This window comes from Anaerohalosphaeraceae bacterium (genome assembly GCA_037479115.1).
GTDB lineage: Bacteria > Planctomycetota > Phycisphaerae > Sedimentisphaerales > Anaerohalosphaeraceae > JAHDQI01.
The window spans coordinates 14832-37826 of record JBBFLK010000024.1 but is presented as its reverse complement, the minus strand read 5'-3'; the positions used below and the strand labels follow the sequence as shown (position 1 = coordinate 37826).

The following is a 22995-nucleotide window of genomic DNA, read 5'->3' as shown; positions in this document are numbered from 1 at the left end:
CCTTCTCTTCTGTCTGTTCTATTCGACGTGTTGTTTTTCGATTATTTCTGAACCGTCAGAATCACCTTCTGCAGGTCTTCGTCTCGGGAGGAGCTGCCCACCATGATTTCAAACTCGCCCGGCTCCACTGTGTAATTCATATGGATGTCGTAAAACGCCAGATGCTCCGGTTCAATCGGCAGGGCGACGGTTTGGGTTTGTCCGGGCTGCAGGGTAATGCGTTTGAATCCTTTCAGCTCCTTGACCGGCCGCGTTACGGAACTGACACAGTCCCGAATGTACATCTGGACGATTTCGTCTCCGGCACGCGTGCCGGTATTGGTCACATCCACCAAAACGCGTGTGGACTGGTCGGAGCGAATCGTGCTTTTCTCCAGACGCAGATTCTGGAATCGGAACGTCGTATAGCTGAGCCCGTAGCCGAACGCAAACAGCGGGCTGATTTCGTCGAAGAGATACCCCCGGCGGGCGGACGGCTTGTAGTTGTAATAGGCGGGAATATGTCCCACCGAACGGGGAATTGTAATCGGCAGTTTTCCGCTCGGATTGACCTGTCCGAACAGGACCTCGGCAACGGCCCGTCCAGCTTCCTGCCCCAGATACCAGCACTCAAAAATCACCGGCACCTTGGCGGCCAGATTGCGGACGGACAAAGGCCGGCCGTTGAACAGCAGGGCGATAATGGGCTTGCCGGTTTCCGCCAGTGCGTTAACCAGCTCATCCTGCAGACCAACCATCTCCAGACTGGCCCGGTCGCCCAGATGGTTCTTCTCATAGGCCTCGCGGGAGGTCTGCTCATTGCCGCCGATGGCCAAAATGATGACATCCGCCCGCCGGGCGACCTGGACCGCTTCGGCAATCGACTTGCGGTCTTCAGCCGGGTCGCTGAGCACCACTTCATCCTGTGCCCAGGAGCCGCCGACCGTAATCTTGCATCCTTCGTGATAGAGCACATCCGCCTGTCCGCCGACATAGTCTCGGATGCCCTGCAGGACTGTCACGAAATGTTTGGGGGTGCTGCTGTATCCGCCCAACAGCACACGGTCGGCGTTGGGGCCGATGACGGCAATCGTCCGGATTTTCTTCAAATCCAGCGGAGCAAGGCCGCCTTCGTTTTTCAGGAGTGTAATTGTCTTGCGGGCCGCCTCCAGGGCCAGCTGCGCATGGGCCGGGCATCCCACGACTTTTTCAGCTTCGTCCGGGTCCACGTACGGGTCTTCAAAAAGCCCCATCCGAAACTTCCATTCGAGCATCGGGGCAATGAGTTCATCCAGTACCGATTCCTCAATCAGGCCTTCCCGCACCGCCTCGACCAGATGCGGATAACAGTCCGGCTCCGGCAGCTCGATATTGACGCCTGCCTTGGCCGCCAGCACCGCGGCCTCTTTCTGACTGGCCGCTACGTGATGGCCGAAAAGCCCGGGCCGGTCATACAGTTCCCGGACGGCATAGTAATCGGAAACTACGTATCCTTTAAAGCCCCATTCTTTCCGCAGCACCTCCCGCAGCAGCCATCGGTTGGCGTGGGAGGGCACGCCGTCGATTTCGTTGTAGGAGGCCATCACGCTCACTACCCCCGCCTCGACGCATTTCTTGAACGGGTACAAAAACACCTCGCGCAGAATTCGCATCGACACATTGACCGGGGCGCAGTTGGTGCCTGATTCCGGCTGGCCGTGGGCGGCAAAGTGCTTGAGCGTGGCAATCAGATGCTTTTTGTCCTTGAAATTGCGGTCTCCCTGAAATCCCCGAACCGCCGCCGCCCCCATGCACGCCGCCAAATAGGGGTCTTCGCCGAAGGTTTCCTCCACGCGTCCCCAGCGCGGGTCTCGTGCCACATCCACCACCGGCGTGAGGGCCTGATGCGTTCCCCGCACCCGGGCTTCATAGGCCGTCATTGCATACAGCCGCTCGGCCAGTTCCGGGTCAAACGTGGACGCCAGCCCAATCGGCTGCGGAAAACTGGTGGCCTCCGGCGCCGCATGGCCGTGCAGACATTCTTCATGGAAAACCACCGGAATCCCCAGCCGGCTGTTTTCGATAAAAAATTTCTGGATGGCGTTGGTCAGTTCCGCGGTCTGCCGCGGGGTTGTCCCGCCTCCGGCATCGCTCGGACGTCCCACCTGCCCCAGACCAAAACCCTCTCGATAGCTGGCTTTGGCCTTGTCCGGGTCAAATTCCCCTTTTTCGTTCAGCAGAGTGGTTTTTTTCTCATTCCAGACACAGAGCATCTGGGCCACTTTTTCCTCGAGGGTCATTCGCGAGAGAAGGTCCTGGACCCTTTTTTCCACAGGCAGAGAAGAGTTTAGATAGGATGGTTTGCTCTTGGAAGCTGTTTTCATTTTGGCTGTTCTTTCTCCAGTATGACAGTTATTAAGAAAAAAAACTCACTCATGGGTGAAACTCCCTTTTCTGGGTTTTTCACCTTTTTCCAAACTCCCTTCTCTCTAAAATCAATTATCCGCCAGAGGAGGGCTTTTTGTCAAATGTTTCCCCAGTTTGGACGAAGTTTTTCGCTGCTTCCTAACCCCCTATCAAGAGGCGGTTTTCTTATTTCAACACCGGATACATCGGCTGGTTATTTGCATTCCTCGGCAACCTTTACGACGGCATAAAAGGCCGGCTTGGGTTTGCCCTGGCGGTCAAACAGAAGCGGATAATCGGACCGTCCGCGTACGGGCCAGTTGTTTCGCCAGGAGTTGCCGTCATGGACGTTCCAGAAGGTTACCCGGTCGATTTTGTCTGCGTGTTTGCAGAACAGGGCGAAAATATCCGCGTACCGTTTGGCCAGTTTTTCCTGCATTTCATCGGGCAGACCATCCGGCCAGGGGTTCAGCTCTCTTCGAAGTTCGTAATTCTGGGAAATATCAGCTCCGGTTTGTCGGCTGGGGTGCGGCAGCACCGTCACATCCAGTTCCGTAATCATCACCTTCAGACCAAGGGCGGCAAAGGTTTCGATGCTTTTTTCGGCCTCTTCCAGTTCCGGATAATCCAGTCCCCAATGCCCCTGCATCCCGATTCCGTCAATCCGGATTCCCTTCTCCCGCAGTTCATTGACCAGGCTGACGATGGTTTGCCGCTTGCCGGGCTTCCACTCGTCATAATCATTGTAGTACAGTTCCGCTTCCGGGTCGGCCGCATGAGCAAACTCGAACGCCCGGGCGATGTAGTCCGGTCCGATGATTTGCAGCCACGGGCTCTTGCGCATACTGCCGTCCGCTTCGATGGCCTCATTGACCACATCCCAGGCGTGGACACGTCCCTTGTAGCGGCCGACTACGGTTTCGATATGTTCTTTCATCCGCTGCAGGAGCAGCTGTCTGTTCGCCGGGCCGCCTTCAGGATTCTGAAAGACCCAGCGCGGAGTCTGGCTGTGCCAGACAAGGGTATGGCCGACAATAAACATGTTGTTTTTCTGTCCGAATTCTACAAACTTGTCGGCCAGCTCGAAGGAAAACTCATTCGGATTGGGATGGATCCGCTCCCATTTCATCTCATTTTCCGCTGTGATGGTGTTGCAATGTTTGAGAACCAGGGCGGTATCAGAAGGAATTCGTCCCCGGATATGCTCGGCATTCAGGGCTGTTCCGATTCGGAATTTGCCGGCAAAGACGTCTTTTAAAGCCGGCTCCTGTTTTTCGGATGCCTGAACGGTGTGAACCAGCAAAACGGCTGCCGTTACGAGAATGCTCCATTTCCCCTGCTTCATCTGTTGATTCCTTTCCATACAAAAATTACTGGATTGATTGACCTTCGTATTCTTTTCGACGTGCAATCAGGTCGCTTTCTATCTGCTTCATCCGTTGATTGCTCAGCGGATAAAAGAGCATCAGGGCTGCACCGAGAAAGGCGAAAACCGAAGGATACAGACTCATGCTCATCCGAATGCCTGTCAGGGCTGTCGGAGTCTGCTCCGCATTTTCGGCGTTGTATCCGTAAGCCGCCAGAATCCATGCCAGCAGGGCCCCGCCGATAGCCACCCCCATCTTCAGGGCAAAGAGCGAGGCGGCCATAATCAAAGCCGTCGCACGCCGGCCGTTCTTCCATTCCGAATAATCGGCGGTATCTGTATAAATCGCCCATTGCAGCACGGAGACCGGTCCGACCGAAAAGGAGGCAATCAGCTGCAGAATCAGCAGCAGCCCGAGGTTATCGCGATCCAGAAAATAAACGGCCGCTGTGGACAGACCGCAGAGGGTTAAAAAGAATAAATAGGTCTGGGGTTTGCCCAACCGCAGGCTGAACCATTTGGACAGGACCGCCCCCGCCAGCGTAAATACTGTGCCGGCCATCAGATAGTAAGAAAACAGGTCGTCATAAGGAATGGTTTTGGTCATCCCGAACAGACTGATTTCTCTATCCTGAATATAGTATTTGAAAAAGTAGGGGATGCAGCTGCCGCGCATGACGATAAAGGCCAGCTGAAAGACGGTTGCTCCGCCGATCAGGAGCCAGGGGATATTGGTAAACAAATCTCTTAAATCGTGAAGAATCGGATTTTTCCCCTTGGGCGGCTGCACTCGTTCCCGGGTTGTGGCGAAGGTAAACAGGAATAAAATGACGGCTGCGCAGGAGAAAACGACCGCCGCCCATTGCCAACCGACGGTTTCATTGCCTTGGCCGAAGAACCGCACCATCCTTGTCAGAAGCAGCTGAACGCTGAAGGTCCCCACAAAAGCCAGGGCAAACCGGAAGGAGGACACCACTGTGCGGTCCATCGAGTCCGGCGTGATGACCCCCATGAGGGCGGAGTACGGCACATTGATGGCTGTATAAATCATCGTCATCGCCGTATAGGTCACATACGCCCAAATCAGTTTGCCCGTCGGTCCCAGATTCGGCGTGGTAAACATCAATACCCCCAGCACGCCGAACGGCACCGCACACCAGAGCAGCCACGGGCGGAATTTTCCCCATCGCGAATTAGTCCGGTCGGCAATCATCCCCATAATCGGGTCATTCACGGCGTCCCAGATTCGAGTCACCAGCATCATGGTTCCCAGCGCCGCTGCAGGAATCCCGAAGACGTCTGTGTAAAAATAGGAAAGGTAAATGATGAAAATCTGGAAAAAAAGATTGGAGGCCGCATCGCCCAGACCGTAGCCGATTTTTTCGCCGATTGAAAGTTTTTTCACTCCGTTTTCCATAAAAGTCTCCTGTGCTGTTTTCGGCTCTATGACTTTACTGTTGTGCGTCCTTTTTTTCAATGGATGCGGCTGCAAACTGCCCGAAATAGTTTAAGCAGACATCCCGCCACTGCCGGGCATTGTCCGCCTGCAGGGCCAGCCGGCGGCTGACTTCCTCAAAAATCGGCCGGTCGATTTTGCCTTCCAGTGTTTTCCAGGTCCGCTGCATCCCTTCCACATATTCTACGCCGCGCTGATAGCGGGCCTGCAGTTCTTCCCAGAGCGTCCGTCCGGAGCTCATCCGCCAGTCCCACGGCAGATGATGAAACCACAGCAGATATTTTTCCGGACAGGTTTTCGGGTCATCGAGAAGGTCCCGCAGCGGCGGATGATACTGGCTGACGGCATTGCTTCCTTTGGAGCTTCGGTCAAAACCGATTCCGGTTTTGGAGGCCCGATGATAATAGGTGGAGCTCCAGTCATGCCGTACCGGATGGACATAATCCGGCGCCGGCCCGTAGTGGTGTCCTTCCGCCATCAGATGAGCCAGGCCGAGCGGCGTCATATAATCCACGCAGGCCTCCCATGAGCCCGCCATCATTTCAGCAATGACGTTGAGTGTCTTCGGGTCGCGTGTGAGGGTCATCTGAATCCACTCCCGGGCGATGGCGTCCGCCGAGAGTGTATAATCCCAGGCCAGCCGGCCGAACGCATACCAGTTGGCCTGCGAGAAGGGATGTCCCGTCCAGTTGGCATCCGTCCCAATGCCCGACACCCCGGCGATTCCGCTGAGCGTATGCCCCTCCGCCGAGCCGTCCACAATCCTGGCGACCGTGGTTCCGGGGCCGTAGGCGTAGGTGTCGGCCTCCAGAACCTCTTTCCACTGCGGCCCCAGATACACCAGATGTTTGGCCTGGCCTGTGTATTCCTGCGTAATCTGAAGTTCAAGCACCAGCGGCGTTTTCGGCATTGCTCCAAAGAGCGGATTAATCGGCTCGCGCGGCTGGAAATCCACGGGGCCGTTTTTGGTCTGGACCAGTACATTCGGAGCGAATTTCCCGTCCAGCGGTACAAATTCCAGGTAGGCGCATTTGGCTCGGTCTTCATCAATGGTCAGGTCATATACAAACGACCGCCACATGACAATCCCATGGAACGGTGCCAGCGCCTCCGCAAGCAGATTGGCACCGTCCGCATGGGTTCGCCCGTACATCTGCGGTCCGGGCTGTCCTTCTGAATACGCCTTGACCAGAAATCCTCCAAAGTCCGGAATCAGGGCATAGATTTCTTTGGCTTTTTCCTTCCACCAGTCCCGCACAGCCGGTTCCAGCGGGTCGCAGGTCGAAAGGCCGCCGATTTCCATCGGGGCCGTAAACTTGATGCTCAGATACACACGAATGCCGTACGGACGGAGCACCTGCGCAATCGCCGCCGTCTTCTTCAGATACTCGGCTGTCAGAATCTGGGGCTGAGCGTTCACGTTGTTCAGAACGGTTCCGTTGATGCCGAGAGAGGCGTTGGCTCTGGCATAGACCTTATAGCGGGGGTCTATCCGTTCCGGAAGGTCCTGCCATTTCCAGATAGAGCGTCCGGCGTAGCCGCGCTCGACACTGCCGTCCAGGTTGTCCCAGTGATTCAGGAGGCGGCGGGCAATCCGCGGTTTTTCCCGGATAGCCAGATTGTCAATCGGCCGGCCGGTCTGCAGAAGTCGGAGGAAACAGAAGGTGCCGTACAAAGCGCCTCGTTCCGTTTGGCCTGCAATAATGACGACATCCTTGGAGTTTATTTTGACGGAGCGGATAAGAAATCCTTCCTCGCCCAGTTCCTTCAGTTCGGACAAATCGACAGGACAGGCGTCCGTCCGAAGGGTTTGCGCCGTCCCCACCCAAACAGCCCCGTTTTGTGAAACGGATTCTCTGACGGCTGGAACTTGCCCCAGCAGACCCGTCAGCCCCTCCAGCAGCTCCTCCCGCACAACCGCAAATGCTTCCGATGAAGGGATGACCAGCTCCCGAATCCGTTCCTGATAAGAATGCCGCAGCGGCTCTTCGAGCAGGTCATACCGCAGCCACAGTCGGCTGCCGTCCTCCGCCCGGGCGCAGGAGCCCGTCAGTATCCATCCGATAACCGCAAGCCAAAACGTCCGTTTTCCTCTTCGCATCTTTTTTCAATCTCCCAATTTTAAAAAAAAGGGCCTGTTTTTCACAGGCCCTCAGCATTTCGCCATAGGATACCGTCGAAGAGACGCAGCCGTCGAAACAGGCCTTTCCTTAAAAGACCGGTTTGTCGGTCGGCTTACTTCGACCCGTGGTGGCGTTCATAAAACATCTGCAGATTCATCACCCACATACCCGGGCGCTGGGGCTTTTTCTCGTAATCGGCGCGAACAAACAAATCATCCTTCCGGAAGAATGCGGCATGGCCGTCGTAAAAGGCCACGTTGGCCCCTTCGCTGTGTCGGTAAATCACCGGTCCATGCAGATTGTATTGGCTCTTGTATTCCTCAATGGACAACTGACCGGCCAAATTCCACCCTCTGGCAGGGTCTGCGGAATACCAGTGGGTCCACCAGTCTATTCCATCGACAAACGCCATTCGTTCCGCCGGCAGAGTCATCGTTCGAAGGGTATGGCCCATATACGAGTTGAACGTCAGATTGTTGATGTAATCAAAACCGCCCCATTCGGTCGAGTTCATGGCGTAGCTGGTCAATACCCCCTGGGTGCTGACATTGCGGATGTCTTTGCTGATTTTATCCGCCGGGCACATCAGTTTTCTCGGAATGCCGTAGTAGCGGGGCTCTTCGCTGCTTCGCAGGCTTTCGATGTCCAGAATGGCGCGAAAAGCCTCATTGCGAATCCAGTCCACACGCCAGCTGCTGGAAGCGGTTCGGTAGCACAGGGGGACATACGCACCCTTGTATTCGTTCGCATAGACCTGATTGGCCGTCCCAATGGATTTGAGGTTGTTGGTGCACAGGATGCGCATCCCCATCTCTTTGGCACGCCGGAGGGCAGGCATCACGATAGCCAGCAGCAGCCCGATGATGGCAATGACCACCAGCAGTTCAATTAATGTAAAGGCCTTTTTTGTCTTCATAATCCGCTCTCTCTTCTCTTCTTGCGTCTCTTCTCTTTGGTTTCGGCACCCTATGGCCGTTCAGGTCCTTCGAGCGGACCTGCATTTTCCTGATTTCAAGACGGCGGCCCGGAATTCGGCCCTCCCGCTGCTCCGGGCCGCCGTTCTGTTTCAATTCCTGACCTGCTTATTTCCGTTTCCGGATGCTCAGCAGGGCACCCGCTGCCAGCAGAGCCAGCGTGGCCGGTTCCGGAACCAGCAGACGGGCGTTGTCAAAGTACATATCCGTCGGAGCGCCGCCGCCGGTATTCAGCGCCAGAATGATTTCAACCCAGCCGGGATTCGGCGTAACCTGAGCCCGATACGCGCTGTAATCCACGCTGAGCGTCTGGGTCCGCTGCGGCGAGCCCGGCCACCAGTAAAAATTCAGCGGTACCGTATCAGTTACCGCCTGCCAGCCGGCACCCTGGGCATTCATATACACCATGTAAATCTGGCTGTATCCGCCGGAAATCGAACCGTCATTGGCCCGCACACTCACATCAATCTCAAAAATGGAGCTGCTCATGAAGGCCGCCCGCTGAGCCGCATCCAGCTTGATGGCCAGCGCCTGAGCCCAGCCCGACTGGTCCACGCGGAGACTCTGGCTGCCCAGCGTGACCCCGACGGTTCCCACGCTGTATTTAGCCGGCAGGGTCTCAATCGGAACCTGTCCCTGACCCCAGTCAATCCACCCGTCTCCGGAATTGGGCATAGCTTCCCAGTTGCCGATAACCAGAGCCGGGGCCTGAACACCGAGCATCAGTCCCACTAAAACCAAGGCAATCCACTTGTTCATTTTCCTTCCTCCAAAAACAGTTTCTTGTTCTCATTCTCTTTTGCCCTGCGCCTCAGGGCTCGGTTGTACAAATCACACACACTCACACGCTTTCCGTTTTTTCAAGGGGAGCCGGCGAAAAGACCGGCTCCCGTTTGCTCACGTTACCAGGTCGGTCCGCATTTCGGGTCGATGCCGAAGAGCGCCGGGTCATTGCACACCAGCCAGGACTGAACGACATACGCCAGGTCATTCAGGTCAATCACGCAGTCCCGGTTAAAGTCCGCCGCCAGACCCTGTCCAACCAGAAAGACCTGTTCACAGTTCTGCGGCTCAATTTCCATTCGTCCGCGGGCATAGTGCAGGGCTACGCGGTCGGCATCCAGCACAATCGGATATATGGCAAACTCGTCCATCCACCCTTTGAAGGTGTTATAGACATATCCCCGGTTGTTTTCTCCGCCGATGACCAGATGGTCCAATTCCGGCCCCAGCTTGGCCGGCAATCCGGGCTGCCCGACAACGGTCGAGCCGGCCAGCGAACCATCCACAAACAGCTGAATCTGCATCAGGTCCGGATCGCCGCCGTACTGCTCATGGTAAGTGACGACATAGTGATGCCACCGTCCGTCTGTCGGTACGGCCACACCCGGATACCAGAAATCCAAATCATTGGCATCCGTTGTGCCGTTCAGGATTCGAAGATTGCCCAGCGTATTGGCGGATTCTGCTATCTGCCCCATGCCCGGAGCGAAATCTTCCCGTTCCCAGGGGCCGATTTGCTGGAAGAACATTCCGTACTGAGACATGGATTCAATCTTGGCCCAGAATTCAAACGAAATCTGTCCTTTGGCAAACGCGTACTGGTCGCCGTACACACCGCCCCAGCTCGGATTGCTGATAACGGAAGCGGCGACACAGCCGTTGCTGCTGCCGTCGAAATACATGCAGTTGCCCATTCCGGTCTTCTGGACAAAGGAAGCGCCGGGACGCTGCTGCACCCAGCGGTTAAAGGTGGATGAGTCTGCCAGCGTCGGGCCTTCAAATCGCAGATACAGTCTCGGGTTCAGCTCCATTACCAAATCCCGATAAGGCCGTGTGGAGCCGGTCAGCCGGGCGTTGTCAAAGTACATCTCCGGCGGAGCCCCGCCGCCGGTATTCAGGGCAAAAATAATCTCGATGTAGTCCGGAGTAGTAATCCTGTTTCGGAAATCAGAATATTCGATGGTCAGGGTCTGCGTCCGCTGCGGAGCGTCTGCCCACCAGTAAAAGTTGACCGGGTTGTTCCCGGCTACAACGGTCCAGCCGGCGCCGGGGGCATTCATCACGACTTCGCTGATTTGGGAATATCCCTGAGTGATCAGGCCGTTGCTGGCAGCAACCGTCACATCGATCGAAAAGGTTGTGCTGTTCATGAAGACGGTTCGCTGCTCAGGAGTCAGCTGAATCGCCAGACTCTGTCCCCATCCGGATTGAATGACTTTTAAACTCTGGCTGCCTCGGGTAGCTCCAATCGTTGCGTATTGGTATTTGGACGGCATATTGGCCGTCGAATCAATGGATTCCTTGTTGCCCCAGTCAATCCAGCCGTCTGCCGTTCCTTCCCAGCTGCCGATGACGGTCGTCGCATACGAAAGGCCGGCGGCGAACAGAAACAGGGGAATACACGCGTTCAGAATGGTTTTTATTGTCTTACTCATCGTATCATCTCCTCGTTTTCAAATGGATGAATCGTTTCTGGACTGTTCCCGTAATTACTGAGGCCGCGGATTGTAATCCCTCAGCCAGTCGGCCGCGACGGCCGCCAGGTCGGTCAGGTCCACCCGGCAGTCCCGGTTGACATCACCCGCCGGCTGCATCTTGTACAGATACACGTCCTCGCAGGTGGCCAGCGTGATGGGCCCTACATAGGTCAGGCGGAGCCGAACTACGTCAAAATAGTTTTGCGTATTCATCCATTTCAGCTGGTGCGTGCCGGCGAACAAATTGACCGGCAGCGTTTCCAGAGAGGGGTAAACACTGTTGTCGCCCTGGTATTGAACCTGGGTCAGCGTGCCCAGCAAAGCATCGTTCAGATACATCTGAAGGCCGGCGGCTCCCCAGTTCGTCACAAAGTCGGCCGACAGATTGTACAGACCCTGAGCCTGCGGACTGACATAGATGTCATAAATCATGTACTCGCCCGTATCCAGATAGTGCACATAGGAGCCCAAATCCGGCCCGTAGATGTTCATTTCACCCTCCCGGGCATTTGTGTCGCGGGCTACATCATAGTTGCGGGCGTCAATCCAGTTGTCATTGGGGTCGCTGGACGGGATGACGGTAAACGGCCTTTTGCGGCTGACCAGCTGAAGGCCGTTGATTTGATTGGTATAATACAGGCGAATCATATTCGGATTGCCCAGCGGCACGTTTTCAAAGACGACGTAGTTGACCCCTTCAGCAAACGGGGCCGGTCCGCCGGTGATGGTCTGGCGGGCCAGGACATCATTTCCGTCGGCAATCATAAACTCGCCGGCCTCGCGTCCGTACACGTACACATCAAAATTGCCGCCGTAAGCCCCTTGTCCCATAAAAGCCAGGTTCGGGTCCTTGAGGGTGGCGCCGGAAGCACGCGGGTTGTTGTTGACAAATCCGTCTTCCAGAAGGGTTCCGCCGGAGCCGATGTAGCCGTGGCCCAGTCCGTCGTCACCAATCCAGACCTGGGCGGCATAGGTGCTCGGGGCTCTTCCGGCTCCCTGATTGACGAGGTCTGCCGAGCGCTGCGAGCCGACCGCGACGCCCCAGCCGCCGTAGAAGACAATCCAGTCCGTCCGGCCCGGGAAGGCGCCGGCGCCTGAGTAGGCGGTGTCGTTGTTGTAATTGTTGATGTCAATGTTGATCATTTCAATCGCCCCGGCCGCCCCCGACAGGACCAGACACAAGAGGAACAAGATACAGTCTCTTCTCTTCTTCTTCATAAAATGCCTCCAGTTTTGTTGTCTCTTTTCTTCCCGTTTTCTTCCCTGTCACCCGTCTTCCGCCCCTGCTTCCCTGCAAAGGTCTTCCATATTCCGCAGACCCTAAGATTCGTATTGCAACGGCACAGGGTTACTGTCGCTGTGCCGGCAGCACTTCCTCATCGTAGCCGCTCAGCCGTCTGCCAGTGCCGCTGACTTCTTCGGATGCCTTAAACCCGAAAGGACGGCCGGTCGAAGAACGGATAATCAGATGCTGCTGGAGCTTGACGGTCTGTCCGCTCCGTTCCTCCGGCGGCAGCTCAATCTGACGCAGCAGCAGCTGAGCCGCCAGTTTGCCCATCTCTCGCGACGGCGCGCCGATGGTGGTCAGGGCCGGCTTGACGATATCGCACAGGTATTCATCATTGAAGCACATCAGACTGACATGGTCCGGAATGGTGATATTCAGCGTCGGCGCATCGTGCAGAATCTTCAGGGCGACCACATGGTCATAGGCCAGAATCGCCGTTGCTTTTTCCTCCAGTACGGCCCGCTTGAGAAATGCCACGCCGTCCTCGAACACTTTATCATGTCCGCTGATGCAGACCAGCTTGCGCTGCCTGAGCTCCTCCAGATAGGTACGATGACGTTCTTCGATGCTGAAATGTCTGCGGTGCTGCGGGGTCGGTCCGGCGTAGGCAATCCGCCGATGTCCCAGTTCGTACAGGTACCGAATCGCCTCCCGGGTGGCTTCGGGGTCATCCGGAATCACGGAGGAACCCAGCGAGCCGCGCGGGCCGTTGATGACCACATACGGCAGGCGGATTTTTTCCATCTCCTCGATGGTGCGGGGGGAGCATTCCTGAATCACAATAATCCCGTCCACCCGCCAGGGGGGCAGTTCCGTGTCGTCCCGCAGCAGGTTCGGGGCCGTCGAGCACACATCGTACTGGTGGTCCTGAAGCATCCGGACGGCTTCTTCCGTTGTCAGCTGGTAAATATTGCTCGGCCAGCCGAATACCGTATTGTAGCCGATGATGCTGATGATTTTGGTTTGACGCTTGACCAGATTCTTGGCTGCCAGATTGGGCCGATATCCCAGCTCCTCGGCCATCTGGGTAATCAGCTGGCGCACTTCCTCACGGACGGAAAATCCGTTGGAATAGTTGCCGTTCAGAACCCGGCTGACAGTGGCGTTGCTGACTCCGCAGTGGCTGGCTATCTCGCGGACCGTCGGGATGGAGGTGCGTTTTTTGGCCATGGTTTGAATGTCCCTCGCTTTCCCTCTCTTCTATCAGTAAACGTTTACTGGCGGCTGCTCAAAAAAATGCCTGCATTGGTTTTTCAGGCATAATCCCTTGCTCTTTTCAATTTTATAGAACTTCCAGTAAACGTTTACTTTATATTACATTTGTCTGAAAACCTTGTCAAGTCAAATCAAAAAAACAAAAATCTTTTGTCTTCAAGTGTTTGATAGTAAATGAGATATGAAATACAGCCGGGAAGATTTATTTTTTTGGGGGGTCAGTCAGGATATCCCGGGGGGCTGTGCGAGCCATTCGTCCAGAAACCGAAACAGCATGGCATTCATGTGGGAAATATAGTCGTATCTTTTCCGTATAATCTCTGGTTTTTGGATAAAAGGGGAATCGATAATTTCATCGGAGCAGTAATAAAGCATATTCTCGATGTTGTTTTTCGTGTATTCAAGGTGAAATTGAAGACCGATGATGTCCTTTCCATATTGAAAGGCCTGATTGCGGCAGGCGCTGCTTTCCGCCCAGTGCAGTCCGCCCGGCGGGATATGAAACGTGTCGCCGTGCCACTGAAACGCTGTAAAACGTTTCGGAAAAACCCGCAGCAAAACAGGCGATTGTTCGGCCGTTTTGGAAAGATGTACAGGATGCCACCCGATTTCTTTGAAGGGATTTTTAGAAACTTTTCCTCCCAAGATATCCGCCAGCAGCTGCGCCCCCAGGCAGATACCCAGAATTTTTTTTCGGGCCCGGACACATTCTTTCAAAAATTGTTTCTCCTCTGCAAGCCAGGGGTATTGCTCTTCTTCATAGATATTCATCGGCCCGCCCAAGACGACCAGAAGGTCGAAGCTTTCCGGTTTGGGCAGCCCTTCGTTTTCATCCAGACAGGTATAACAGAGCGGAAATCCCCGATGAACAGCCCAATCCTCAATCGCTCCGGCGTCTTCAAACGGAACATGGCGAAGACAGCGAATCCGCATCATATTCACCTTTCCCTACAATTTTGTAGAATAAATGACATTTTGCTGCAAAATTGTTTCTGTTCAGTCCCCAAAACCCTCTTGGGACAGCCTTCGCAGGAGAGGAGATTGCAAAACACGTGCCGCAGCAGAGAATTGACTCGGGGTGACAGGATTCGAACCTGCGACTTCCTGGTCCCAAACCAGGCGCTCTGGCCAAACTGAGCTACACCCCGAAACCCATCTTTTTCAGATAAAAACAGGATTGTACTCAATCCTTTTGCCAAAAAGCAAGAAAAACGTTATCCTTAAAAAAGCAAGGAAAGCCCAGGGAGAAGGGGGCATACAGGAGAACGCGAATATGAAATGGACGCTCGCTGACAAAACCATTGAACTGGTGCAGGGCGACATCACCGAGCAGGATACCGATGCCATCGTCAATGCCGCCAACTCCCAGCTGGTTTTAGGCGGGGGAGTGGCAGGGGCCATCCGCCGAAAGGGCGGCCCCTCCATCCAGGAGGAATGCGACCGGAAAGCCCCTATTCCCGTCGGCGGGGCGGTTCTGACCGGGGCCGGCAATCTCAAAGCCCGCTATGTCATCCACGCCGTCGGCCCCCGAATGGGCGAAGGGGACGAAGACCGCAAACTCGAGCAGGCCGCCCTGAATTCCCTCAAGGTGGCCGACACGCACCGTCTCCAAAGCATCGCTTTCTGTGCCATCAGCACCGGCATCTTCGGCTATCCCATCGACCGCTGCGCCCGCATTCTGCTCCGAACCGCCCGCGATTTCCTCCAAAACAATTCCCAAACCTCCCTTCAGCGGGTCGTTTTTTGCCTGTTTGACCGGCCTGCCTATGAGACCTTCGCCGCCGCCTTAAAGGATCTGCAGGATGAAAGCCGCCGCCCTCACTGAAATCGCCCCCGTTGAGCAGAAGCCTGTTCGTCTGCTCGAAATGCCCGACCCGCAGCCCGCGGAGGACGAACTGCTCCTGGAGGTGAGTGTCTGTGGCGTCTGCCATACCGAACTGGATGAAATCGAAGGCCGCCTGCCGGTATCTGGGCTTCCCCGCATTCTCGGCCATCAGGTGGTCGGCCGAGTCATCGCGAAAGGCCCCCGCGTCGGCAACTTTCAAATCGGCGACCGCGTCGGCGTCACCTGGCTGTGGAAATCCTGCCGCACCTGCTCCTTCTGCACCCGCGGACTGGAAAATCTCTGCGAAAAAGCCCTCTGGACCGGTCTGGATGCCGACGGCGGATACACCGAACGGATGACTGTCCCGGCTGCCTTTGCCCATCCGCTGCCGCCCTCGCTGGATGACCTGCACACAGCCCCGCTTTTGTGCGCCGGCGTCATCGGCTATCGCGCCCTGCGGCTCTGTCAAATCGAAGATGGCCAAATCATCGGCCTCTTCGGCTTCGGGGCCTCCGCCCACCTGACCATCCAGGTCCTGCGGGCCCTGTATCCCCGCTGCCGGGTCTTCGCCTTCAGCCGCGACCGGGAGCATCAGCAGCAGGCCCTCCGCCTGGGCGCCGACTGGGCGGGCCATACTGAAGACAATCCCCCGCAAAAAATGGACAAAGTCATCGATTTTACGCCGATCGGCCAGGCCATCCCCCTGATTTTGCGAAACCTCCAAAAAGGCGGCAAGCTCGTCATCAACGCCATCCGCAAAATCAACCCCATCCCCCCGATGGACTATGCCGAGCTGCTCTGGTCCGAGCGCACCATCCAAAGCACCGCCAACGTCACCTATGCCGACGGCAGCGAATTCCTCCGCATCGCCGCCCAAATCGGCCTCAAGGCCGAAGTCACCGCCTTCCCCCTCGAGCAGGCCAATGAAGCCCTCCTGGCCGTCAAACACAGCCGCATCACCGGCGCCGCCGCATTGGTTTTGAAAGAGTAACTCAAACAAACTCCGTTTCTCACGGGAAACCGGATAATCGGGCGGCGGGAAAGTTTCTGCAGGGACGCCCGATGAAAAAACTCTGGCTTTTTCGGAGCGAGACGATATATTTCGGGATGAACAGACCGGGAAAAAATGAATTCAGAAACTGAGAGGTTTTTATGGCGAAAGTGTTGATTATCGGTGCCGGCGGAGTGGGGAATGTAGTCGTAAAAAAATGTGCCCAGGTGCCGCAGGTTTTCAGCGAAATTGTGCTGGCCAGCCGGACCAAAGCCAAATGTGATAAGATTGCTTCGGAAGTCAGCCGTCCGATTGTCACCGAACAGGTAGATGCGGATGACGCCAAACAGGTTGCTGCGCTGATTCAAAAGCACCGACCGGAGCTGGTCATTAACGTCGCACTGCCGTATCAGGATTTGCCGATTATGGAGGCGTGCCTGGCGACGCGGACCCATTATTTGGATACGGCCAACTATGAGCCCAAGGACGAGGCGAAGTTCGAGTACAAATGGCAGTGGGCCTATCATGACCGCTATGCGAAGGCGGGGATTATGGCTCTGCTGGGAAGCGGTTTTGACCCGGGTGTGACAAATGTATTCTGCGCCTATGCCCAGAAGCATTTCTATGATGAAATTCACTACGTGGATATTGTGGATTGCAATGCGGGCGAGCACGGGCATCCGTTTGCCACCAACTTCAATCCGGAGATTAATATTCGGGAGATTACGCAGAAGGGCAAATACTGGGAGAACGGCCGGTGGGTTGAGATTGAGCCGATGAGCATCCGCAAGGATATTGACTATCCGGAGGTTGGGCCGCGGGCATCGTATCTGCTTTATCACGAGGAACTGGAGTCGCTGGTCAAGCACATTCGGGGCCTGAAGCGGATTCGGTTCTGGATGACCTTCGGCGAGCAGTATTTGACGCATCTGCGGGTGCTGCAGAATGTCGGAATGACGCGGATAGACCCGGTGGAATTTGAAGGGCACAAGATAATTCCGCTGCAGTTTCTGAAGGCCGTTTTGCCGGACCCGGGCTCGCTGGGCGTTACATACAAGGGCAAGACGTGCATCGGGTGCATCTTTGACGGGGTCAAAGGCGGCAAGCGCCGGCAGATGATGATTTACAACGTATGCGACCACGCGGAATGCTACCGCGAAGTCGGCGCGCAGGCGGTGTCCTACACAACCGGTGTGCCCGCTATGATTGGAGCCAAGATGATGCTCGAGGGCAAATGGAAGGGAGCAGGGGTCTTTAATATGGAGCAGTTTGACCCCGACCCGTTTATGGAGGATTTGAACCGGTACGGTCTGCCGTGGAAAGTGCTGGACGGCAAGACACTGGAGGGCTGAAAGAAGAAAGGGGTAAAGCCGACTGATATTGTCCGGTTCTTGTTTGGGGGTCTCTTTTTGGTTCAGCGGGGCGGGGCGTTTGCCGATAATAAAGGAGAGTATCCGTCCAAATCAATCGGACGTCGAGTTATAAAAAAGGGGAAAAGGGTTGGAAAAAGAATCGGAAAAGCTTCAGTCGATACAGTCGCAGATTGACGAGCTGAACAATCTGCTTTCGGAAGTGATTGAACCGGTACCGCCGCCGTCGCCGCGGCTGGAGCGGCTGGGGATATTGCTGCTGAAGCTGCAGGACGGCCTTTTGGAGGAGCGTTTTATCCGACGGCTGGAAAAATGGCTTCAGGCCGACCCGGAAGCGCTGGACTATTATCTGGATTTTATGATGCTTTCGGCCCTGCTTCGACTGCATTTTCACCCGGAAAGTCTGCCGAGCCCGGCCGTCGAAGCCGCAAAACCTTCCTGAATACACACACTATCCCATCAGACCTTTTGTTTGCACTCTGCCCGGTGGGGAGGAAGAGTTTAAATTTTTGTTTTTTTCTTGACGGATTCGGATGGGGGCGTGGTACTTTTAATCACGAGCTCCAAGAGTACGCCTCAAAGCGGTCGGTCGTAAACAATTAGGCAGGAGAAAATCAGGGCCAAGGCAGACGGATAAGGAGTCCTTCATTGGAAGAATTACCTTTCCTTGCACCCACGGGGACGGAGTCTGTTTAGAAAGGACAGATTTTACGGGAATCCAGCGGGGAATACGGTCCGGTTCAGATCTTGCTCGATAGGCAGGGGCGGATTGTGCAAAGTTGTGCATATGCTTCGTACGGGCCGGGGGCTTCAGATTGTCAATTGCCGATTTTCAATTTTCAATTGTGCCGGCGGTGGGACAGTACAGCACAGCTGTATTATTCCCGGATGCGTGATTATTCGCCGCAGCTGGGCCGGTTTCTTCAGCCTGACCCGGCGGGGTACATCGATGGGATGAATCTGTACGCCTATGTCGGCAGCAGCCCGCTCAATTGGATTGACTTACAGGGGGGGGTAAGGAAAAGTTCGGTGATTCAGCGGAGGAGTTTGAGAGCGGCAAAACCGCCGGCCAGCAGGACAATAAAGGCCAAAGACAGCCAGTTGAAATATTTTTCAATGAAGGGACGGATAGCCTGACCTTTCCAGCCGAACAGCCCGGCAATCAGGAAAAAGCGGGCCGAACGGCTTATCAGCGAGGCAACCACAAACCCCGCAAAATTGATTTGTGCAATACCCGCCGTAATCGTGCACACCTTATAGGGCAGCGGGGTAAAACCGCAGGTAAAGACAATCCAGAAATCATACCGGTCATACCATCTCTGAAACGCGGCAAAGTTGGCTTCCGTAAATCCCAGCGGGGCCAAATGGGTCATCACCCAGTTTCCGATGCCCGACCAGAGAAACATCCCGATGGCGTAGCCGAGGATGCCGCCGACGACGGAGGCAATCGAGCAGGACAGAGCAAATCGAAACCATTTGCGGGGGGCTCCGAGGGTCAGCGGGGCCAAAAGCACATCCGGCGGAATCGGGAAAAAACTTGATTCGGCCAGGCTCAGCAGAAAAAGGGCCTTCTCACCGTGCGGGGTTTCGGCAAAGTGAATCACCCAGTTATAAAGCCGGCGGTGCCAGTGCCACCAGGGCAAAGACGGCGGATTTGCTGATGCAGATTGTGTTTGTTCCAAAGCCGGCTCCCGCTGAACCCTTTTCTTTTTGCGGGGATGATATATACTGCTTCCGGAAAAGTCAAGGAGAACACGATGGATGCAGCGGCGGAGCAGTACGGTCAGTTCGAACAAAAAGAAAATGGGCTTCTGGTGCGGGCGCCCGCAAAAATCAATTTGTCGCTGCTGGTGGCCGGCAAACGGGCGGACGGCTATCACGAGCTGGAAACGGTGATGGCCAAGATTGACTGGATGGATGAACTGCTCTTGGAGCCGTCTGACAGTGATGGAATCGAATTGATTTGCCAAGGGGCTTATGCGGTTCCGGAAGGGCCGGACAATCTGGTCTGGAAGGCCTGGCAGCAGGTTTGCGGCCATATCGGAAGGCCGCTGCCTGTGCGGATTACGCTGTGCAAGAATATCCCGGCAGGGACGGGGCTGGGAAGCGGCAGCAGTGATGCGGCGGCGGCTTTGCTGGGCCTCAATCGTTTTTTTGAGCTGAATCTGCCGGAATCCGTAATTCACGATATGGCGTGTCGCCTTGGGAGTGATGTAGCCTTTTTTCTGAATGGGCCGACGGCTTTCTGCACCGGAAGGGGCGAAAAAATCAAAAAAATCCTTGATTTTCCGGATTTTCAGGTTCTTTTGATTGTTCCAAACATAAGTGTTTCTACAAAAAGGGTTTATGAAAATTATAAACATGAGCCGGCCCTTTTCGACTCCCTTCGTATGCAAATAAATGCGGCACTTTCAAAAAAGAGTATTGATTCTCTGGCCCAAATATGCGCAAATATGCTTCAGACAAGCTGTTTCCATCTGCACAGGGAGCTGGCGGACCTGAAGGGCGAGGTTGAGCGGCTCTGTGCACGAAAGGTCTGTTTGAGCGGAAGCGGTTCGGCGATGTTTATGCTCTTTGAAAAAGACTGCGACGCCAAAATCCAAACCTGCCGGCAACTCCTTGACAGGAATCTCGGCATCCTTTGCCGGATTGTCAACAACAATAGATGGTAATTTGTTCGTGAGGCACCCTTATGGAAATCAGCGAAGTCAGAGTCAAACTTGTGGCCAATCAGGACGATCGGCTGAAGGCGTTCTGCTCGATGACGCTCGATAATGAGTTTGTCGTGCGGGACATCAAAATTATTGAAGGAGCGGGGGGGCTTTTTGTGGCGATGCCGTCCCGGAAGATGTCCGATCACTGCGGCAAATGCGGCGGGAAAAACAGCTTAAAGGCCAAATTCTGCAGCAATTGCGGTGCTAAACTGCAGGACAACCGCGTCAAGCAGGACCAGCAGGGACGGATGAAGCTTCATGCGGATATTGCTCACCCCATTAATGCGGCCTGCCGGAAAAAAATTCAGGATGCCATTCTCGCGGCTTATCATCAGGAAGTAGAAAAATCCAAACAGCCGGGGTATCAGCCGGTGGATTTGGATACGCCGGAGCCGGATTAATCGTTCGAATGTGAAAAAGGGGGGCGGGCTTTCGACAAAAAAACTGCAGCGGACACAGGTTTGTCTGCTTATAGCCGTTGATTCTGTTCAATCGGCTATTCATCAATAATGAGTTCTTCGAGAATGCGGTCTAAGGCCGCATCCAGCCGACGGTCCATATCCAGGTTGTTTTCTGCAATTTCCCTTCGGGCACGCAATACTTTTTCCTGACGGACTTCCGGCAGGGAAGCAATCAGCTGCAGCAGACGGCCGATGGGGTTGGCCTGGAGATGTTCCAGCGTGGGCTCGCCAAGCAGCTCATCGAGGTCGAGATTCATCCATTCCTGTCCAGACATATTGGTCATTTCCGATAGGGGGCGGCTGGTCGAACGGGGTTGAGGATTTTTTTTCTGCATATTGTGATACCTGACAGCGTTTGGAATTCTTCTCCGACATTCCTTATCGGACCTGAAGATTCCCGGCTTTCCGGAGCCGTTTTTTCGGGTCCCTCAAATCCTTTTTCTGAGGAGTTTTCTTCTGATTTTCAGAAGACCACAATATATTGTATGTCTGCTTGCTGCGTCCGGGCTGTTTTTTCTCATTGACTATGCTGTTATCGGCGTCATACGGTTCGAATCTTTAAAAAAAGAGCAAGTTTTGAGAAGCGATATTTCGCTCCGATTTTCTCCTGTTTTTATCAGAAAATCAATCCGGCAAGTCTAAAATCTGGTTTTTTACCTGTCCTAATTTAAAAGAAGTGCTGTCCGTTTTTGGGGAAATGGGCGAAATAGACAACGTACAATATATAGGGTGTCCGAGAAAAGAGGGAAATCGAGAAAAAGTAAGCCAATTATCCGGCGGATTCAGCGGGAGTATCGTTTTTGACGGCGGCGGCGATAAAGTCCGCAGAGCGAATATGATTCATTTGTTCGTAAAGACGGGCTGTTGCAATGATGTCCCCGGAAGGGAGCACCGCGGACAGGGCTTTGTCAAAATAGGCCTGCATTTGCTGCAAATCCCCCTGAAGCCGGCAGATTTTTGCCCCGAGCAGATAGGAATCCAGCAGCATGCGATGCGTTTGTCCGTAAATACTCTGCTGAATCGTCAAAACCTGTTCCATCTGTTCGGCGGCCAGGCTGTATTGCCCGGTTTCCAAATAAAGTTCCGCCAGTCCTTTCCGCACCTGGGCAGTATAAAGATGGTTTTGGCCGAAATCAGCGCAGACTCTTTCGAGCATATCGAGGAAGATTGCTTCCGCCTCATCCCAAACCCCCATTCGGGTCAGGAGAACGGCCTGATCGATATAAAAAGGGGTCACGATTCGGTTGTCGGGTGTGTGATGTTTCAGAATAATCTCAAAGGCCCATTCGAGGGTTTCCGCCGCTCGGTCCAGCTGATGCCGGCGAATATAGACGGCCGTGAGGTTCCGAAGGGTATGGGCCACGTAAGGATGGTCGGGCCCGAGGGCCTTCTGCTGAGCAGCCAAGCCCCTCCAAAAAAGCTCTTCAGATTCGGCTAATCGGTCCTGATACGAATAAAGCGTCGCCAAATCAACCATACAAACGGCTGTTTCGCTCTCGGAGGCTTTATCGGACCGGCTGGACTGGAGGGCACGCAGCAGATACCCTTCGGCCTTATTATACTCCCCGTAGGCCATATACAGGCGGGCGATGCCGCGGAGTTTTCGAGAAAGGGGCTGGTCTGATTGAAAAGAGGCCCATAGAGGTGCGGACAAGAGCAGAAAACTCAAAAGACTGACCCAACGGGATGTATTGGCAGACATTCTCATAAAATGAATGAATCCTTTCTTTTGCCTGTTTTAGCCATCCTGTGTAAAATCTACATAACATTTGAGAGGACGACAAAATAGGCAAACTGCTTAACTCGAGGGCGATTCCCGATGAAAAAAAGAGCCAAAACAGAGCGGATAGTCCGATAAAGAAGACAGCGGATTTTCGGACAGAGTGAAGGACAGACAGGTTAAATCAGACAAAAAAAGGAAAGAAAGGAACAGATGAATGATTATCAAGAATATCGAGAGTGTGCCGGCAGAACCCGTTCAGATGGAAGGGGCGAAGGATGTCAAGGTGCGAGTGGTTTTCGGCCCGAAGGAGCAGGCCCCGACGTTTGCCATGCGGGTGTTTGAACTGGAGCCCGGCGGGCATACTCCTTATCACCGGCATAATTTTGAACATGAGGTTTTGGTGCTGAGTGGGGAAGTGGCCGTTGTTCGAGAAGATGGCGCAGTGCCCTTAAAGATTCACGATGCCTTGCTGGTGGCGGCCAATGAGGTGCATCAGTTTCGGAATCTGTCCTCTTCGATGCCTGCTCGGTTTTTGTGCCTGGTGCCGATAGCGTATCAAAAATAAGGAATACAGGGATACAAGAAGACAGGTAATCAGGGGTTAAAGAAAAAAGCCCTTCGGGGTTTGGTCCGAAGGGCTTTTTC

At 54.7% G+C, this 22995-nt stretch carries 20 protein-coding genes and 1 tRNA gene; 7 read left to right on the top strand and 14 right to left on the bottom strand.

Annotated features, from left to right (window positions below):
• Positions 1–41: 41 nt before the first annotated feature.
• From WHS88_10710 to WHS88_10660, 11 genes are all read right to left on the bottom strand, one after another.
• The gene (locus WHS88_10710; protein ID MEJ5260646.1) at positions 42–2342 is read right to left on the bottom strand and encodes a glycoside hydrolase family 3 N-terminal domain-containing protein; all 2301 of its coding nucleotides are present in this window, start codon (positions 2340–2342) and stop codon (positions 42–44) included.
• A 236-nt stretch (positions 2343–2578) separates the two neighbouring features.
• On the bottom strand, positions 2579–3709 hold the full coding sequence (locus WHS88_10705) for an endo-1,4-beta-xylanase (GenBank protein ID MEJ5260645.1): 1131 nt from the start codon (positions 3707–3709) through the stop codon (positions 2579–2581).
• A gap of 25 nt (positions 3710–3734) precedes the next feature.
• Positions 3735–5147 carry an MFS transporter gene (locus tag WHS88_10700; protein ID MEJ5260644.1) on the bottom strand — a complete coding sequence of 471 codons (1413 nt, stop codon included), beginning with the start codon at positions 5145–5147 and terminating at the stop codon, positions 3735–3737.
• Positions 5148–5181: 34 nt separating this feature from the next.
• On the bottom strand, positions 5182–7287 hold the full coding sequence (locus WHS88_10695; GenBank protein ID MEJ5260643.1) for an alpha-glucuronidase family glycosyl hydrolase: 2106 nt from the start codon (positions 7285–7287) through the stop codon (positions 5182–5184).
• A 134-nt stretch (positions 7288–7421) separates the two neighbouring features.
• Positions 7422–8225 carry a prepilin-type N-terminal cleavage/methylation domain-containing protein gene (locus WHS88_10690; GenBank protein MEJ5260642.1) on the bottom strand — a complete coding sequence of 268 codons (804 nt, stop codon included), beginning with the start codon at positions 8223–8225 and terminating at the stop codon, positions 7422–7424.
• Between the two features lie 166 nt (positions 8226–8391).
• Positions 8392–9042: a PEP-CTERM sorting domain-containing protein gene (locus WHS88_10685; GenBank protein ID MEJ5260641.1), complete on the bottom strand. Its 651-nt coding sequence runs from the start codon at positions 9040–9042 to the stop codon at positions 8392–8394.
• 143 nt (positions 9043–9185) lie between these two features.
• Positions 9186–10721, bottom strand: coding sequence for a LamG domain-containing protein (locus WHS88_10680; protein MEJ5260640.1), 1536 nt, complete (start codon positions 10719–10721; stop codon positions 9186–9188).
• A gap of 54 nt (positions 10722–10775) precedes the next feature.
• The gene (locus WHS88_10675; protein ID MEJ5260639.1) at positions 10776–11981 is read right to left on the bottom strand and encodes a hypothetical protein; all 1206 of its coding nucleotides are present in this window, start codon (positions 11979–11981) and stop codon (positions 10776–10778) included.
• A gap of 130 nt (positions 11982–12111) precedes the next feature.
• Entirely contained in the window at positions 12112–13221 is a 1110-nt protein-coding gene (locus WHS88_10670) for a LacI family DNA-binding transcriptional regulator (protein MEJ5260638.1), read from the bottom strand.
• A gap of 267 nt (positions 13222–13488) precedes the next feature.
• The gene (locus WHS88_10665) at positions 13489–14202 is read right to left on the bottom strand and encodes a type 1 glutamine amidotransferase (GenBank protein MEJ5260637.1); all 714 of its coding nucleotides are present in this window, start codon (positions 14200–14202) and stop codon (positions 13489–13491) included.
• 137 nt (positions 14203–14339) lie between these two features.
• A tRNA-Pro gene (locus tag WHS88_10660) sits at positions 14340–14414 on the bottom strand.
• A 125-nt stretch (positions 14415–14539) separates the two neighbouring features.
• Here WHS88_10660 and WHS88_10655 point away from each other — a divergent pair.
• The 4 genes from WHS88_10655 to WHS88_10640 all read left to right on the top strand — a co-directional run bounded on the left by WHS88_10655 (position 14540) and on the right by WHS88_10640 (position 17894).
• A complete protein-coding gene (locus WHS88_10655) occupies positions 14540–15091 on the top strand; it encodes a macro domain-containing protein (protein ID MEJ5260636.1) in 552 nt (183 codons plus the stop codon).
• A complete protein-coding gene (locus WHS88_10650) occupies positions 15069–16082 on the top strand; it encodes a zinc-dependent alcohol dehydrogenase family protein (GenBank protein MEJ5260635.1) in 1014 nt (337 codons plus the stop codon). Before WHS88_10655 ends, WHS88_10650 begins: the two co-directional genes overlap by 23 nt.
• Positions 16083–16243: 161 nt before the next feature.
• Positions 16244–17434 (top strand): saccharopine dehydrogenase family protein, encoded by a 1191-nt coding sequence (locus tag WHS88_10645; protein ID MEJ5260634.1) that lies wholly within the window; start codon positions 16244–16246, stop codon positions 17432–17434.
• Positions 17435–17582: 148 nt separating this feature from the next.
• Positions 17583–17894, top strand: coding sequence for a hypothetical protein (locus WHS88_10640; protein MEJ5260633.1), 312 nt, complete (start codon positions 17583–17585; stop codon positions 17892–17894).
• A 592-nt stretch (positions 17895–18486) separates the two neighbouring features.
• On the opposite strand, the gene WHS88_10635 is transcribed toward WHS88_10640, so the two are convergent.
• Positions 18487–19134: a YqaA family protein gene (locus WHS88_10635; GenBank protein ID MEJ5260632.1), complete on the bottom strand. Its 648-nt coding sequence runs from the start codon at positions 19132–19134 to the stop codon at positions 18487–18489.
• A 75-nt stretch (positions 19135–19209) separates the two neighbouring features.
• Between WHS88_10635 and ispE the strand changes: the two genes are divergently transcribed.
• Both ispE and WHS88_10625 read left to right on the top strand, forming a co-directional pair.
• Positions 19210–20124: a 4-(cytidine 5'-diphospho)-2-C-methyl-D-erythritol kinase gene (ispE, locus tag WHS88_10630; GenBank protein ID MEJ5260631.1), complete on the top strand. Its 915-nt coding sequence runs from the start codon at positions 19210–19212 to the stop codon at positions 20122–20124.
• 20 nt (positions 20125–20144) lie between these two features.
• The gene (locus WHS88_10625) at positions 20145–20567 is read left to right on the top strand and encodes a SpoVG family protein (GenBank protein ID MEJ5260630.1); all 423 of its coding nucleotides are present in this window, start codon (positions 20145–20147) and stop codon (positions 20565–20567) included.
• Positions 20568–20662: 95 nt separating this feature from the next.
• Here WHS88_10625 and WHS88_10620 read toward each other — a convergent pair whose 3' ends face one another.
• Positions 20663–20962, bottom strand: a complete 300-nt coding sequence (locus WHS88_10620) for a hypothetical protein (protein MEJ5260629.1) — start codon at positions 20960–20962, stop codon at positions 20663–20665.
• Positions 20963–21396: 434 nt separating this feature from the next.
• Positions 21397–22335 carry a tetratricopeptide repeat protein gene (locus WHS88_10615; GenBank protein ID MEJ5260628.1) on the bottom strand — a complete coding sequence of 313 codons (939 nt, stop codon included), beginning with the start codon at positions 22333–22335 and terminating at the stop codon, positions 21397–21399.
• Between the two features lie 229 nt (positions 22336–22564).
• Here WHS88_10615 and WHS88_10610 point away from each other — a divergent pair, with 229 nt between their 5' ends.
• On the top strand, positions 22565–22915 hold the full coding sequence (locus tag WHS88_10610; protein ID MEJ5260627.1) for a cupin domain-containing protein: 351 nt from the start codon (positions 22565–22567) through the stop codon (positions 22913–22915).
• Positions 22916–22995: the final 80 nt, after the last annotated feature.

Excerpts from the sequence above, each read along its gene's own strand:
- WHS88_10670 (MEJ5260638.1), bottom strand. The coding sequence starts at position 13,221 with ATGGCCAAAAAACGCACCTCCATCCCGACGGTCCGCGAGATAGCCAGC.
- WHS88_10700 (MEJ5260644.1), bottom strand. The coding sequence starts at position 5,147 with ATGGAAAACGGAGTGAAAAAACTTTCAATCGGCGAAAAAATCGGCTAC.
- WHS88_10685 (MEJ5260641.1), bottom strand. The coding sequence starts at position 9,042 with ATGAACAAGTGGATTGCCTTGGTTTTAGTGGGACTGATGCTCGGTGTT.
- ispE (MEJ5260631.1), top strand. The coding sequence starts at position 19,210 with ATGGATGCAGCGGCGGAGCAGTACGGTCAGTTCGAACAAAAAGAAAAT.
- WHS88_10655 (MEJ5260636.1), top strand. The coding sequence starts at position 14,540 with ATGAAATGGACGCTCGCTGACAAAACCATTGAACTGGTGCAGGGCGAC.
- WHS88_10615 (MEJ5260628.1), bottom strand. The coding sequence starts at position 22,335 with ATGAGAATGTCTGCCAATACATCCCGTTGGGTCAGTCTTTTGAGTTTT.
- WHS88_10675 (MEJ5260639.1), bottom strand. The coding sequence starts at position 11,981 with ATGAAGAAGAAGAGAAGAGACTGTATCTTGTTCCTCTTGTGTCTGGTC.
- WHS88_10610 (MEJ5260627.1), top strand. The coding sequence starts at position 22,565 with ATGATTATCAAGAATATCGAGAGTGTGCCGGCAGAACCCGTTCAGATG.
- WHS88_10620 (MEJ5260629.1), bottom strand. The coding sequence starts at position 20,962 with ATGCAGAAAAAAAATCCTCAACCCCGTTCGACCAGCCGCCCCCTATCG.
- WHS88_10625 (MEJ5260630.1), top strand. The coding sequence starts at position 20,145 with ATGGAAATCAGCGAAGTCAGAGTCAAACTTGTGGCCAATCAGGACGAT.
- WHS88_10695 (MEJ5260643.1), bottom strand. The coding sequence starts at position 7,287 with ATGCGAAGAGGAAAACGGACGTTTTGGCTTGCGGTTATCGGATGGATA.
- WHS88_10690 (MEJ5260642.1), bottom strand. The coding sequence starts at position 8,225 with ATGAAGACAAAAAAGGCCTTTACATTAATTGAACTGCTGGTGGTCATT.
- WHS88_10650 (MEJ5260635.1), top strand. The coding sequence starts at position 15,069 with ATGAAAGCCGCCGCCCTCACTGAAATCGCCCCCGTTGAGCAGAAGCCT.
- WHS88_10665 (MEJ5260637.1), bottom strand. The coding sequence starts at position 14,202 with ATGATGCGGATTCGCTGTCTTCGCCATGTTCCGTTTGAAGACGCCGGA.
- WHS88_10645 (MEJ5260634.1), top strand. The coding sequence starts at position 16,244 with ATGGCGAAAGTGTTGATTATCGGTGCCGGCGGAGTGGGGAATGTAGTC.
- WHS88_10705 (MEJ5260645.1), bottom strand. The coding sequence starts at position 3,709 with ATGAAGCAGGGGAAATGGAGCATTCTCGTAACGGCAGCCGTTTTGCTG.
- WHS88_10680 (MEJ5260640.1), bottom strand. The coding sequence starts at position 10,721 with ATGAGTAAGACAATAAAAACCATTCTGAACGCGTGTATTCCCCTGTTT.
- WHS88_10710 (MEJ5260646.1), bottom strand. The coding sequence starts at position 2,342 with ATGAAAACAGCTTCCAAGAGCAAACCATCCTATCTAAACTCTTCTCTG.